This window comes from Enterococcus sp. LJL51, assembly GCF_049894025.1.
In the GTDB taxonomy this organism is placed as follows: Bacteria; Bacillota; Bacilli; order Lactobacillales; family Enterococcaceae; genus Enterococcus_L.
Genome location: NZ_JBNEQE010000011.1, coordinates 1 through 13,004 on the forward strand (window position 1 = coordinate 1; position 13,004 = coordinate 13,004).

The window sequence follows — 13,004 nt, forward strand, 5'->3', positions numbered from 1 at the left end:
GATCAGGTAGATAGGTTGGAAGTGGAAGGCCAGTGATGGTTGGAGCGGACCAATACTAATCGGTCGAGGACTTAACCAAAGAATTGGAAGAGTAAGAAAATGTTTTTCGGAATGACTGTGTTGAAGAGTTTTAATCTATCCAGTTTTGAGTGAGCAAATCACTCAACTAAATACCAAACAACACCAGTGTGGTGGCGATAGCGAGAAGGATACACCTGTTCCCATGCCGAACACAGAAGTTAAGCTTTTTAGCGCCGATTGTAGTGAAGGGTTTCCCTTTGTGAGAGTAGGACGCCGCCGCGCGATTGTTGTATTATGGAGGTTTAGCTCAGCTGGGAGAGCACCTGCCTTACAAGCAGGGGGTCAGCGGTTCGATCCCGTTAACCTCCATATGAGTCGTTAGCTCAGTTGGTAGAGCATCTGACTTTTAATCAGAGGGTCACAGGTTCGAGCCCTGTACGACTCATAACATGCGGGTGTGGCGGAATTGGCAGACGCACTAGATTTAGGATCTAGCGCCGCGAGGCGTGGGGGTTCAAGTCCCTTCACCCGCATTAAAAAAGCCGGCTTAGCTCAGTTGGTAGAGCATCTGATTTGTAATCAGAGGGTCGAGGGTTCAAGTCCTTTAGCCGGCATCCAGAAACGCGGAAATAGCTCAGTGGTAGAGCACCACCTTGCCAAGGTGGGGGTCGCGGGTTCGAACCCCGTTTTCCGCTTTCAAATACCGCGCCGGGGTGGCGGAACTGGCAGACGCACAGGACTTAAAATCCTGCGGTGAGTGATCACCGTACCGGTTCGATTCCGGTCCTCGGCATTTAGAAATATGTAGCACCCATAGCTCAACTGGATAGAGTGTTTGACTACGAATCAAAAGGTTAGGGGTTCGACTCCCTTTGGGTGCATTGTTATAAACGGGAAGTAGCTCAGCTTGGTAGAGCACTTGGTTTGGGACCAAGGGGTCGCAGGTTCGAATCCTGTCTTCCCGATAATTATGAATTTGGGGCCTTAGCTCAGCTGGGAGAGCGCCTGCTTTGCACGCAGGAGGTCAGCGGTTCGATCCCGCTAGGCTCCATTTTTATATGTATACGCGGTGTAGCTCAGCTGGCTAGAGCGTCCGGTTCATACCCGGGAGGTCGGGGGTTCGATCCCCTTCGCCGCGATTATTTTTTTAAGAGCCTGGACCTTTAGCTCAGTTGGTTAGAGCAGACGGCTCATAACCGTCCGGTCGTAGGTTCGAGTCCTACAAGGTCCATTGTGACATTGTTGCTTAAAAATAATATGGAGGATTACCCAAGTCCGGCTGAAGGGAACGGTCTTGAAAACCGTCAGGTGTGTAAAAGCACGCAAGGGTTCGAATCCCTTATCCTCCTTTACTGAGAAACACTGTGATTATTTTATCAGAGCAGATGTTGAACAGTGCTTGGCAACTATAAGGACGAAATTTCCTTAACGAGAGTTGCAGAAAACCTTTCCGTATACAATAAGTATACTATTATCGCGGGGTGGAGCAGTCAGGTAGCTCGTCGGGCTCATAACCCGAAGGTCGTAGGTTCAAATCCTGCCCCCGCAATTGCTTTTGACAATAGTTAAAAGCCAGTAGTAAAGATTTTTGGTCTGGTAGTTCAGTTGGTTAGAATGCCTGCCTGTCACGCAGGAGGTCGCGGGTTCGAGTCCCGTCCAGACCGTTTTGGCTCGGTAGCTCAGTTGGTAGAGCAATGGATTGAAGCTCCATGTGTCGGCAGTTCGATTCTGTCCCGCGCCATTATACCATTAAATTTGCGGGTGTAGTTTAGTGGTAAAACCACAGCCTTCCAAGCTGTTGTCGCGAGTTCGATTCTCGTCACCCGCTTTAATGGGCCTATAGCTCAGCTGGTTAGAGCGCACGCCTGATAAGCGTGAGGTCGATGGTTCGAGTCCATTTAGGCCCATTGGGGAAGTACTCAAGTGGCTGAAGAGGCGCCCCTGCTAAGGGTGTAGGTCGGGAAACCGGCGCGAGGGTTCAAATCCCTCCTTCTCCGTTCTTTCTGGCCCGTTGGTCAAGTGGTTAAGACACCGCCCTTTCACGGCGGTAACACGGGTTCGAGTCCCGTACGGGTCATTGCAATATTTTGGAGGATTACCCAAGTCCGGCTGAAGGGAACGGTCTTGAAAACCGTCAGGTGTGTAAAAGCACGCAAGGGTTCGAATCCCTTATCCTCCTTTACTGAGAAACACTGTGATTATTCTACCAGAGCAGATGTTGAACAGTACTTGGTGACTAAGAGAAGCAAAGTTTCTTTAATCAAAGTCGCAAGAAAACTTTCCGTATACAAATAGGTATACTATTATCGCGGGGTGGAGCAGTCAGGTAGCTCGTCGGGCTCATAACCCGAAGGTCGTAGGTTCAAATCCTGCCCCCGCAATAGCTTTTAACAATAGTTAAAAGCAAGTAACAAAGAATTTGGTTTGGTAGTTCAGTTGGTTAGAATGCCTGCCTGTCACGCAGGAGGTCGCGGGTTCGAGTCCCGTCCAGACCGTTATAAAGAGTTTTACGCGGGTGTAGTTTAGTGGTAAAACCACAGCCTTCCAAGCTGTTGTCGCGAGTTCGATTCTCGTCACCCGCTTTTTTTATGGGCCTATAGCTCAGCTGGTTAGAGCGCACGCCTGATAAGCGTGAGGTCGATGGTTCGAGTCCATTTAGGCCCATCAAAAATTCCCGGCCCGTTGGTCAAGTGGTTAAGACACCGCCCTTTCACGGCGGTAACACGGGTTCGAATCCCGTACGGGTCATCATTAGCGGTTGAGTACCGCTTTTTGTTTTAAATGCTTTGGAAGCGTTGACAAACGTTTTGTTATCATGTAATCTATGGTTATATGATATATAATTGAATATTATTTGTTGGATAGTGATTGTTTAAGTACAAGCTAAACCTAGTTATTTCAAAGGGGATGAAATTCTTTCACCTTTTTTGAAGTGGTTGGGTTTTTTTGTTTTTTTGAATAAGCGAATAAAATAATGTATTTGTTTTTATTCAGAATGGGGGAAAAAATGTTAATTCATAAGATACTTAACAACAATGTGATCATTACTGTCGATGAACACAATCGTGAATTGATAGTAATGGGCAAAGGATTGGGTTTTAAGAAAAAACCTGGTGATTTTATCTGTAAAGACAGGGTTGACAAAATCTATCAGCTGACAAATGAAAAAATTTCCCTACAATTCCAAGAGTTGCTGGAAGATTTACCCATGGAATATTTGAAAATATCGGATGAGATTATCGAGTATGCAAAGAAGGAAATCAACGAAAATCTAAATGAAATGATTTATATTTCGTTGACAGACCACTTGCATACAGCAATTGAACGGGTGAAAAAGAATGTTGAAGTCAAAAATGTTTTGTTATGGGATATCAAACGGTTTTTCCCAGATGAGTTTAAAGTTGGTATGATGGCCATTCAAAAAGTGAAAGAAAAGTATGATGTGGAGTTATCAGAGGATGAAGCTGGTTTTATAGCATTACACATTGTTAATGCCCAACAGGATGCAGATGGATCCGGTAATACTTATGAGATAACAAAGATTATGCAGGAAATTATGAATATTATTAAATATTATTTTAAAATATCATTCGATGAAAACTCTGTCTATTTTTATCGATTTACTACACATCTCAAGTTTTTTGCCTATCGTTTACTTTCAAAAGGACAATACATGGATGAAACAGATCAGGAATTATTAGAAATTATTAAAAGTAAATATCAAAATGCCTATCACTGCATCGAAAAAATCGAAAAGTATTTAATCGCTGCCTATGACTATAAAATTTCAAATGACGAGAAGCTTTATTTGACTATTCATATTGCACGTTTAGTCATTAAAAATAGTTAAACTATTATTATTATCAACCTAAGGAGGGACGAGGTACACCAAGAGAATACCCCTGCGATACCAAAATGGTATGGCTTTGGATCGTGACATTCAGTTGGCGAAACCTCTAAATAAAAATACACATAAATTTGGAGGAAAAAAACATGGGTAAATATGATGAATTAGCAAAAAATATTGTAAGAGAAGTTGGCGGTAAGGATAATATAAACTCTCTGACGAACTGTATCACACGTCTTCGTTTTAAACTGAAAGATGACAATAAAGCGAATACAGAAGTTTTAAAGAACATGGATGGTGTTGTTACGGTTATGCAGGCTGGGGGGCAGTACCAAGTAGTTATTGGTAATCACGTTCCTGATGTGCGTAAAGCTGTGGATGAAGTTATTGGTGTGCTGCAGCCCGTAGTTGATGATGGGCCTAAAGGTAATTTGTTCGATCGATTTGTAGATATGATTTCTGGTATTTTTCAACCAATTCTGGCTCCATTGTCTGCTGCTGGTATGCTGAAAGGTGTAAATGCCATTTTAGCATTTGCATTGGGCGTTTCCTATTCAGAAGGACCGACATATGCTGTATTTAACGCAATGGGGGATGGATTATTCCTATTCCTGCCAATTTTCATTGGCTACACAGCAATGAAAAAATTTGGCGGTTCACCATTCTTGGGAATGATGATTGCTTCCAGTTTAGTTTATACAGGCTTTATTGATGGCTCCGCAACTGCTGCTTTTGCTGAAAGCGGGGGACTGAACATCTTTGGGATTCCGTTCTCAATTCCAGCTGCTGGTTATGGTTCAACGGTAATGCCAATTATCGCAGCCACAGCGTTTGCAGCTTTGCTTGAAAAACAATTAAGAAAAATTATTCCAGATGTAGTAAAATTATTCTTAGTTCCATTCTTTACAGCACTAATTGCAGTGCCGCTAACCTTCTTAGTAATTGGACCAATTATGAACGTTGTTTCTGATGCGTTAGGAAACGGTTTGATTGCATTACAAGGGTTCAGCCCAATTTTATTTGGAGCTATTCTTGGATTTGCTTGGCAGATTCTTGTTATGTTCGGTATGCACTGGGCAATTATTCCATTTGCAATTATTGCTTTGTCTCAGGGTCAGCCTACACAGCTTTTGATTGCTTCAGGAGGCGTTTCATTTGCTCAAACAGGTGCGGTACTAGCAGTAATGTTAAAAACAAAGAATGCAAAACTGAAAGAGTTATCTATTCCAGCCTTCATTTCAGGAATCTTTGGTGTGACTGAGCCGGCAATCTACGGTATTACTTTACCGAAAAAGAAACCTTTCTGGGCTTCTTGTGTGGTTGGTGGAGTAACAGGTGCAATTTCCATGGGATTAGGTATTCAAGCTTACCAAATGGGGGGACTTGGAGTATTTAGATACACAGGGCAAATTTCTCCAGATGGAGATGTCAAATATGCAATTTGGAGCATGGCACTCGATGCAGCTGCTCTTATTGCCGGCTTTGCACTAGCCTACGCTATTGGATTTAAGGATGATGAAGACCTTTCTGCACCGCTGTCTAAGGAAGAAGCGAAACTTGCGGCAACAGGTCAACAAAATAAGCTTGGCAAAGATGAAGTTGTTGCTCCTGTCAAAGGAACGGTATTGCCTTTAAGTCAATGTAAGGATCAGGCATTTGCGCAAGGAGCATTAGGTAAGGGTGTGTTGATTGAACCTACAGAAGGAATTGTCCGCGCACCATTCGATGGAACTGTAATGACGTTATTCCCTACAAAACATGCGATTGGTTTGATTTCTGATCAGGGGATGGAACTGTTAATTCATATAGGTATGGACACGGTTCAGTTGGATGGACAATACTTTGAAGCGAAAGCGGCACAAGGAGATAAAGTGAAAAAAGGTGATGTTTTAGTCACTTTTGATATTGAAGCGATTAAGAAAGCCGGTTATAGTACGCAAACACCGGTGATTGTTACAAATACAGGAGACTATCTGGATATTGTAGAAACACAGAATGCAGAAGTAACTTCAACCGATACGCTGATTACTGCTTTAGCTTAATGAAGCATTATCAAAATAAATAAAATCTGAGATGGTTCTTGTTGAAAAGAGTATAGGAAAGCTGATAGTTAAAATTATCATTTCTTAGAAACTATTCACGCGAATCATCTCTGTAGTAAGAGAGGACTTTGTAAATGGCATTTAGAAAAGATTTTTTATGGGGCGGAGCAACTGCTGCGAATCAATGTGAAGGCGGCTATAATGAAGGCGGACGCGGTTTAGCTAATGTGGATGTTGTACCTATTGGTGAAGACAGATTTCCTATTTTAGCAGGAAAAATGAAAATGTTTGATTTTGATGATGAGCATTTTTATCCAGCGAAAGAAGCAATTGACATGTATCACCGCTATAAAGAAGATATTGCTTTATTCGGTGAAATGGGCTTCAAAACATACCGTTTATCGATTGCCTGGACAAGAATTTTTCCAAATGGTGATGAGACAGAACCCAACGAAGAAGGTCTGAAGTTCTATGAAGATTTATTCAAAGAGTGCCGCAAGTATGGAATTGAGCCGCTAGTAACAATTACGCATTTTGATTGCCCAATGCATTTGATTAAAAAATATGGTGCATGGCGTAGTCGTGAATTAGTTGGTTTTTATGAAAATCTTTGTAATGTTATTTTCAACAGATATAAAGGGCTAGTGAAGTATTGGCTGACATTTAATGAAATTAATATGATTCTTCATGCACCATTTATGGGCGCAGGTCTTTATTTTGAAGAAGGAGACAATGAAGAACAGGTGAAATTCCAGGCGGCTCACCATGAGCTAGTTGCTAGTGCCGTTGCTACAAGAATTGCCCATGAGGTAGATCCAGAGAATAAGGTTGGTTGTATGCTAGCAGCGGGAAATTACTATCCTTATACACCAAAACCTGAAGATGTCTGGGCTGGAAAGCAGAACGACCGGGAAAACTATTTCTTCATTGATGTTCAGTCCCGTGGTGAATATCCTGCATATGCATTGAAAGAGATGGAGCGTAAAGGGATTGAAATTAAGATGGAGGAAGGCGATGAAGAGTTATTGAAAGCTCATACCGTAGACTTTATCTCATTCTCTTATTATTCTTCCCGTGTCGCTACAACAGACTCTGCTCTGCTGGAAAAAACTGCTGGAAATATCTTTTCTTCAGTAAAAAATCCTTACTTAGAAGCGAGCGAATGGGGCTGGCAGATTGATCCCCTTGGGTTGAGAATAACTATGAATGATTTGTATGACCGTTATCAAAAACCATTGTTTATTGTTGAAAATGGTTTAGGAGCAGTAGATACACCAGATGAAAACGGCTATGTTAATGATGACTATCGGATTGAGTATCTAGCGGCGCATCTTCAGGCAATGAAAGATGCTGTTGAGCAAGACGGAGTAGACCTGCTAGGCTACACAACCTGGGGCTGTATTGATTTAGTTAGTGCTGGAACTGGTGAAATGAAGAAACGTTACGGATTTATCTATGTTGACCGTGATAATGAAGGAAACGGTACCTTAAAACGTACGAAGAAAAAATCATTTGACTGGTATAAGAAAGTGATTGCGTCTAACGGTGAAGATTTAACAAATTAGTAATGCATAGGGGCTGAAGCGAATATTCGTTTTTGTTTCAGTCCTTTTAAATGGATTTATTTGAAAACGAGTTATTTTGTTAGATTCTCGTAGTAATAAATATATTTCTATATGATTTGAATAATTATCTATTTCAGGAGGGAACTACATTATGACATTTCCAAAAAATTTTTTATGGGGCGGAGCAACTGCTGCCAATCAATATGAAGGCGGTTATTTATCTGGTGGTAAAGGATTAAGTACACTGGATGCTATTACCGGCGGTAGTCATACAGAGCCGCGAATGATCACTTATAAAACAAAAGATGGAAAAATTGAATCAGTCACGCGAGAAAAGGAGCTGCCGGAAGGAGCAGTGGGGTATGTAGATCCTGACCGTTATTACCCGAGCCATGTAGCAACTGACTTTTATCATCATTATAAAGAAGACATTGCGCTGTTTGCGGAGATGGGCTACAAATGCTTTAGACTTTCGATTGCTTGGTCAAGAATCTGTCCAAAGGGGACAGAAGAGATTAATGAAGAAGGGCTGCAGTTTTATGACAAGGTTTTTGATGAGTGTTTGAAATACGGCATTGAACCAGTAGTCACAATTAATCATTTTGATATTCCGATGTATCTTGCAGATGAGCTGGATGGCTGGTCCAATAGAAAGGTTATTGATTACTTCCTGTTTTTCTGTGAAACCATATTTAAACGGTATAAGGATAAAGTCAAATACTGGATGACGTTTAACGAAATTAACTTTTTAAGAAGCTGGACACAAATTGGTATTCATAAGAATGACGGACAATCGAAATATCAGGCAGCTCATCACTTATTTGTAGCAAGTGGAAAAGCAGTACAGCTGGGACACGATATTAATCCTGATTTTCAGATTGGTATGATGGTTGCCTATATTCCAAGCTATCCAATGTCTTGTAAGCCAGAGGATGTGATGGAAGCATTACAGTTTAATCGAGAGCAGGAGTTTTATATCGATGTTCAGGTGAAGGGATATTATCCAGCACATAAGCTAAAAGAATTTGAAAGAAATGGGATTGTCATCAAGAAGGAACCTGGAGATGATGAAATTATCAAAGCTGGGACAGTTGATTATATTGGTTTTAGTTATTATATGTCTACAGTATCCTCTGCTGATCCTAAGGATGTGAAATATGTCGGGGGTAATCAAATGCCGGCTGTTAAAAATCCTTACCTGGAAGAATCAGACTGGGGCTGGGCTGTCGATCCTTTGGGTCTGAGAATTTCATTGAGCAAGCTTTATGACCGCTACAATGTACCTTTGTTTGTTGTTGAAAACGGCTTTGGGGCTGTTGACCAGCTCGAAGCAGACGGCTCCGTTCAAGATGACTACCGGATCGATTATTTCCAGAAACACATCCAAGCGATGAAGGATGCTATTGAGCTGGATGGAGTAGACTTACTAGGCTATACACCATGGGGTTGTATTGATTTAGTCAGCGCTGGAACTGGTGAAATGAAGAAACGCTATGGCTTTATTTATGTAGATATGGATGACGAAGGCAATGGGACATTAAAACGGACTAAGAAAAAATCTTTTGATTGGTACAAGCAAGTCATTCAAAGTAACGGGGAAAATCTAGAGAAATAATAGACAAGATTAGGAGTGAAAAAAGTGAAGAAATTTATAAAAGCAATTGGTGTTTTAAGTTTGAGTGTACTGATTATGGCAGGCTGCGGCAGTAAAGCAGCTGAAGAAAAGACAGAAGCAAAGGCTGAGAAGCCGGAAGAACTGACAATCTATGTTGTTCGTCATGGAAAGACAATGCTGAATACAACAGATAGAGTTCAGGGCTGGTCTGATGCTGTTCTGACGCCGGCTGGTGAAGAAGTCGTAACGGCAGCAGGAATCGGTTTAAAAGATGTTGATTTTCAGAGTGCTTACAGCAGCGACAGCGGCCGGGCAATGCAGACAGCAAAGCTGATTCTTGCAGAAAATAAAACAGCGTCTGAGCTTCAGCTTGCTACGGATGAACGCTTCAGAGAGTTTAACTTCGGTACGTACGAAGGCGATTTAAACCACACGATGTGGCAGGATATTGCTGATGACCAAGGTGTTACATTAGAAGAATTCATGAAAAACATGACACCGGAATCCTTTGCTAATAGCGTAGCTAAGCTGGATGAAGGTCGGGATGAAGAAGGTGTGAATTGGCCGGCAGAGGATTATGAGACAATTACCAACCGTTTAACTGCTGGTTTGGATGATTTAGTTGCAGCAGAGATGAAAAAAGAAGGCAGCGGCGATGTTCTTGTGGTTTCTCACGGACTAAGTATTTCAGCTTTACTGGATACATTGTTTGATGACTTCAAGATTCCTGAAGGCGGACTAAAAAACGCGAGTGTCTGCACAATCAAGTATAAAGACGGCAAATACACACTGGATAAAGTCAACGATCTTAGCTATGTAGAAAAAGGACAAGAATAAAATACTTCTAAAATCCTCTGACAGAAAAACAGCTGTCAGAGGATTTTTTAAAGAGAAAATTAATGATTAAAAATTCTGAATTTTCTAAAAAAAGATTGACTTATAATGTTATTAAAGCAATAATAAATACTATCTCACAAAAATGTTAGAAAAGGGGAGAAAGCCATGATAATAAAGCCAACCTTACCACAGGAAATGACTATTTTTTTTGATCAGGAGAATCAGCCAAATAAAAAAGTTCAGATGGGTGTTATTACGTTATTACCGGGTGAAAAACGTCCATTAGAGGGTTTTTCCCGTCATGATCAGGATGAGTATTCATATGTTATTTCAGGAGAAGCACATACTATTTTAGAGGACGGGCAGGATCTTGTGGGCAAACCAGGTGATGCTCAGTTGATTGAAGCTGGTGAAGGGCATATTAACTACAACGATGGGACAGATCCGGCAGTTGTTGTTTGGATGCTTGTGGAACGGGACTAAGCAAAAAAATAAAGAAGGTAAAGGGAGAATGGGATGAAAAAAGTAATTAAACTAATGACAGGCTTGATAACAGCAGGAATTATATTGACTGCTTGTTCCGGCGGAGGGCAGAAAAAAAGTGAAGAGCAGCCGATGCAGTTAATGTCTGCATCTGAGCTGACAACACTAAATACTTCAGTGATGCTGGATTTTCCTGATGCAATTGTACAGACTGCAGCTTTTGAAGGACTGTATGCATTGGATGAAGAGGATGAGATTATTCCAGCAGTCGCAAAAGAGCTGCCGGAAATATCAGAGGATGGCAAAACATATACGATTAAACTAAGAGAAGATGCTGTTTGGAGCAATGATGACCCAGTGACCGCTCATGATTTTGAGTTTGCCTGGAAAAAAATGATTGATCCTGCTAATGGCTTGGTTTACAGCTTCTTAATTGTTGAAACGATTCAAAATGGCGGGGAAATTTCCAACGGCGAGAAAAAACCGGAAGAGCTGGGTGTAAAAGCACTGGATGACTATACCTTGGAAATTAAACTAACGGATGCTAAACCATATTTCACTTCGCTGTTGGCGTTTCCTACCTTCTTCCCGCAAAATCAAAAGGTTGTAGAGGAGCAGGGCGACGACTATGGAACGGCTAGTGATACTGTTGTATACAATGGTCCGTTCCTTGTGGAAAACTGGAAGCAAACAGATTTAAGCTGGGATTTGGTTAAAAATGATAAGTACTGGGATAAGGAAAATGTCAAATCTGATAAGATTCACTATGAAGTGGTGAAGGAAGCATCCACTGCACTTAATTTGTTTGAAGATGGACAACTGGATGTTGCCACAATCACAGGCGAGATTGCGAAACAGAATCAAAATAATGAGGATTTTCATTCATATCCAACAGCTACGATGAATTACATTCGTTTAAATCAAACACGTGACGGTAAAGATACCCCATTAAAAAATGAAAATCTGAGAAAAGCTATCGCCTTGGGAATTGATAAAGAAACGCTTGTTAATAACATCATTGCGGACGGTTCCAAACCATTATACGGTGCAGTAACAGAAGGCTTTGTATCAAATCCGGCAACTGGTCAGGATTTCCGGGAAGAAGCTGGTGATTTAATGACCTATGATAAAGAAGCTGCTGTTGAGTATTGGAAAAAGGCACAGGCTGAGTTAGGTGAGAAGGTTAAAATAGAGCTTATGGTGACTGATGACGGCTCTTACAAGAAGATGGGAGAAAGTATTCAGGGAACGCTACAGGAGCTGTTTCCAGGGCTGACAATCGATGTGAAGGCGCTGCCGACAGAAACGGCCTTGAACTTTGGGAGAGAAAGCGACTATGACATGTTTCTGATTTATTGGACTCCTGATTATAAAGATCCAATTTCTACTCTAAAAATGTTATATAGCGGAAATGACCGCAACTATTCAAATCCAACCTATGATCAGCTTTTAGATGATGCTTCAGAGAAATATGCATTGGAGCCGGAAAAACGCTGGGAGACACTGATTGCTGCTGAAAAATTGGTAATTGAAGAAACAGCCGGGATGATTATTATCAGTCAAAACCAGCAGTCTGTCTTACAAAATCCAAAAATTAAAGGGTTGAATTACCATACGTTTGGTGCACCATTAACATTGAAAAATGTAGCTTTAGAAGATTAAAAACTAGAATAATAGGGCGGCTTAGGGAAGCAGCAATGATTGCTGCATGTCCAATCCATTGTAGCCAATATTAGAGCTGTAAAGAAATTAAGCTGCAGTGAGAAGCTTTGAAGAAATAAGAAGGATTTACAAAAATTGTTCTCTAGATTTTTGTGAATTCTTTCTTATTTTTTAGATATAGGCTGATTTAAACTTTAAAAGACAGTGTCTTTATAATCTGTTACTGTTGCTTGCCTAGCACGAAGCCTTTGCTATAATCAAGAGGACGGATGAATAGAGGAGTGGTATATTGAGAAGAGGCATTTTTGAAACAGAACGGATTTATTTTTCTCATTGGCAGGAAAAAGATAGTGAACTGGCTGTCTCTCTTTGGGGAAATCAAAGAGTGGTTCAGTATATTACGAGGGAAGGAATGTCTGAAGCTCAGATTAAGGAACGGTTAGCAAAGGAAATGGAAAATCAGAAAGCTTACGGCTATCAGTACTGGCCGATATTTCTTAAACGGAATGAAGCATTTATTGGCTGTGCGGGACTTCGTCCGTATGCAAAAGAAGATAACGCTGCAGAAATAGGGGTTCATTTAAAAGAAGAATTTTGGGGACAAGGGTTCGCAGAAGAAGCCTTGCGGGAAGTGATTCAGCAGGCTGCCTCTTTTTTTATGCTGAATCAAGTATTTGCTGGTCATCATCCAGCAAATACTGGTTCGAAAAAACTGTTAAACAAACTAGGTTTTGTATTTGAGAAAACTGAATTTTATGAGCCGACGGGATTATGCCACCCGTTATATTTTTTGAATTTATAAAGATTTAAAGCTGATTTTTCAGGATAACGGTTGATAGATATTTAAAGTGAAAGCAGATTAGTATCTATTAAAAAGGATATTAGTTGACAAAAAAGCAGGATTTAAGTATTATAATAACTACCAACAACAA

At 40.9% G+C, this 13,004-nt stretch carries 8 protein-coding genes, 25 tRNA genes and 1 rRNA gene; all 34 read left to right on the forward strand.

Annotated features, from left to right (window positions below):
* The first annotated feature begins 187 nt into the window (after positions 1–187).
* The 34 genes from rrf to ACPWSO_RS11000 all read left to right on the forward strand — a co-directional run bounded on the left by rrf (position 188) and on the right by ACPWSO_RS11000 (position 12,874).
* Positions 188–303: ribosomal RNA gene (gene rrf / locus ACPWSO_RS10835) — 5S ribosomal RNA — on the forward strand.
* A gap of 14 nt (positions 304–317) precedes the next feature.
* A tRNA-Val gene (locus ACPWSO_RS10840) sits at positions 318–390 on the forward strand.
* A 3-nt stretch (positions 391–393) separates the two neighbouring features.
* Positions 394–466 (forward strand) — tRNA-Lys (locus tag ACPWSO_RS10845).
* Between the two features lie 6 nt (positions 467–472).
* Positions 473–554 (forward strand) — tRNA-Leu (locus ACPWSO_RS10850).
* Between the two features lie 8 nt (positions 555–562).
* Positions 563–635 (forward strand) — tRNA-Thr (locus ACPWSO_RS10855).
* A gap of 9 nt (positions 636–644) precedes the next feature.
* Positions 645–716, forward strand: a tRNA-Gly gene (locus ACPWSO_RS10860).
* A 12-nt stretch (positions 717–728) separates the two neighbouring features.
* Positions 729–814: transfer RNA gene (locus ACPWSO_RS10865), tRNA-Leu, on the forward strand.
* Positions 815–828: 14 nt separating this feature from the next.
* Positions 829–902, forward strand: a tRNA-Arg gene (locus ACPWSO_RS10870).
* Between the two features lie 10 nt (positions 903–912).
* Positions 913–986 (forward strand) — tRNA-Pro (locus tag ACPWSO_RS10875).
* A 13-nt stretch (positions 987–999) separates the two neighbouring features.
* Positions 1,000–1,072: transfer RNA gene (locus ACPWSO_RS10880), tRNA-Ala, on the forward strand.
* Positions 1,073–1,086: 14 nt separating this feature from the next.
* Positions 1,087–1,160, forward strand: a tRNA-Met gene (locus ACPWSO_RS10885).
* An 18-nt stretch (positions 1,161–1,178) separates the two neighbouring features.
* Positions 1,179–1,252: transfer RNA gene (locus tag ACPWSO_RS10890), tRNA-Ile, on the forward strand.
* Positions 1,253–1,280: 28 nt separating this feature from the next.
* Positions 1,281–1,370: transfer RNA gene (locus tag ACPWSO_RS10895), tRNA-Ser, on the forward strand.
* 126 nt (positions 1,371–1,496) lie between these two features.
* A tRNA-Met gene (locus ACPWSO_RS10900) sits at positions 1,497–1,570 on the forward strand.
* Positions 1,571–1,611: 41 nt separating this feature from the next.
* Positions 1,612–1,685 (forward strand) — tRNA-Asp (locus tag ACPWSO_RS10905).
* Between the two features lie 4 nt (positions 1,686–1,689).
* Positions 1,690–1,762: transfer RNA gene (locus ACPWSO_RS10910), tRNA-Phe, on the forward strand.
* A 16-nt stretch (positions 1,763–1,778) separates the two neighbouring features.
* A tRNA-Gly gene (locus tag ACPWSO_RS10915) sits at positions 1,779–1,849 on the forward strand.
* A gap of 5 nt (positions 1,850–1,854) precedes the next feature.
* Positions 1,855–1,928 (forward strand) — tRNA-Ile (locus ACPWSO_RS10920).
* A gap of 2 nt (positions 1,929–1,930) precedes the next feature.
* A tRNA-Ser gene (locus tag ACPWSO_RS10925) sits at positions 1,931–2,018 on the forward strand.
* 8 nt (positions 2,019–2,026) lie between these two features.
* Positions 2,027–2,098, forward strand: a tRNA-Glu gene (locus tag ACPWSO_RS10930).
* Between the two features lie 12 nt (positions 2,099–2,110).
* Positions 2,111–2,200 (forward strand) — tRNA-Ser (locus ACPWSO_RS10935).
* A 128-nt stretch (positions 2,201–2,328) separates the two neighbouring features.
* A tRNA-Met gene (locus tag ACPWSO_RS10940) sits at positions 2,329–2,402 on the forward strand.
* A 40-nt stretch (positions 2,403–2,442) separates the two neighbouring features.
* Positions 2,443–2,516: transfer RNA gene (locus ACPWSO_RS10945), tRNA-Asp, on the forward strand.
* 16 nt (positions 2,517–2,532) lie between these two features.
* Positions 2,533–2,603: transfer RNA gene (locus tag ACPWSO_RS10950), tRNA-Gly, on the forward strand.
* A gap of 8 nt (positions 2,604–2,611) precedes the next feature.
* Positions 2,612–2,685: transfer RNA gene (locus ACPWSO_RS10955), tRNA-Ile, on the forward strand.
* Between the two features lie 12 nt (positions 2,686–2,697).
* Positions 2,698–2,769: transfer RNA gene (locus ACPWSO_RS10960), tRNA-Glu, on the forward strand.
* 259 nt (positions 2,770–3,028) lie between these two features.
* Positions 3,029–3,871, forward strand: a complete 843-nt coding sequence (gene licT / locus ACPWSO_RS10965; RefSeq protein WP_426083262.1) for a BglG family transcription antiterminator LicT — start codon at positions 3,029–3,031, stop codon at positions 3,869–3,871.
* Between the two features lie 143 nt (positions 3,872–4,014).
* Complete coding sequence (locus ACPWSO_RS10970) at positions 4,015–5,910, forward strand: beta-glucoside-specific PTS transporter subunit IIABC (protein ID WP_426083264.1); 1,896 nt, start codon at positions 4,015–4,017, stop codon at positions 5,908–5,910.
* Between the two features lie 134 nt (positions 5,911–6,044).
* Entirely contained in the window at positions 6,045–7,475 is a 1,431-nt protein-coding gene (locus ACPWSO_RS10975; RefSeq protein WP_426083266.1) for a 6-phospho-beta-glucosidase, read from the forward strand.
* A 151-nt stretch (positions 7,476–7,626) separates the two neighbouring features.
* Entirely contained in the window at positions 7,627–9,090 is a 1,464-nt protein-coding gene (locus ACPWSO_RS10980; protein ID WP_426083268.1) for a family 1 glycosylhydrolase, read from the forward strand.
* Between the two features lie 75 nt (positions 9,091–9,165).
* Entirely contained in the window at positions 9,166–9,927 is a 762-nt protein-coding gene (locus ACPWSO_RS10985) for a histidine phosphatase family protein (RefSeq protein ID WP_426083487.1), read from the forward strand.
* 165 nt (positions 9,928–10,092) lie between these two features.
* Positions 10,093–10,410 carry a cupin domain-containing protein gene (locus ACPWSO_RS10990; protein ID WP_426083270.1) on the forward strand — a complete coding sequence of 106 codons (318 nt, stop codon included), beginning with the start codon at positions 10,093–10,095 and terminating at the stop codon, positions 10,408–10,410.
* A 33-nt stretch (positions 10,411–10,443) separates the two neighbouring features.
* Complete coding sequence (locus tag ACPWSO_RS10995) at positions 10,444–12,072, forward strand: peptide ABC transporter substrate-binding protein (protein WP_426083272.1); 1,629 nt, start codon at positions 10,444–10,446, stop codon at positions 12,070–12,072.
* Positions 12,073–12,361: 289 nt separating this feature from the next.
* Complete coding sequence (locus ACPWSO_RS11000; RefSeq protein ID WP_426083274.1) at positions 12,362–12,874, forward strand: GNAT family N-acetyltransferase; 513 nt, start codon at positions 12,362–12,364, stop codon at positions 12,872–12,874.
* The last annotated feature ends 130 nt before the right edge of the window (positions 12,875–13,004 follow it).

Coding starts and splice junctions, on each gene's coding strand:
- licT (WP_426083262.1), top strand. CDS start 3,029: ATGTTAATTCATAAGATACTTAACAACAATGTGATCATTACTGTCGAT.
- ACPWSO_RS10970 (WP_426083264.1), top strand. CDS start 4,015: ATGGGTAAATATGATGAATTAGCAAAAAATATTGTAAGAGAAGTTGGC.
- ACPWSO_RS10975 (WP_426083266.1), top strand. CDS start 6,045: ATGGCATTTAGAAAAGATTTTTTATGGGGCGGAGCAACTGCTGCGAAT.
- ACPWSO_RS10980 (WP_426083268.1), top strand. CDS start 7,627: ATGACATTTCCAAAAAATTTTTTATGGGGCGGAGCAACTGCTGCCAAT.
- ACPWSO_RS10985 (WP_426083487.1), top strand. CDS start 9,166: ATGGCAGGCTGCGGCAGTAAAGCAGCTGAAGAAAAGACAGAAGCAAAG.
- ACPWSO_RS10990 (WP_426083270.1), top strand. CDS start 10,093: ATGATAATAAAGCCAACCTTACCACAGGAAATGACTATTTTTTTTGAT.
- ACPWSO_RS10995 (WP_426083272.1), top strand. CDS start 10,444: ATGAAAAAAGTAATTAAACTAATGACAGGCTTGATAACAGCAGGAATT.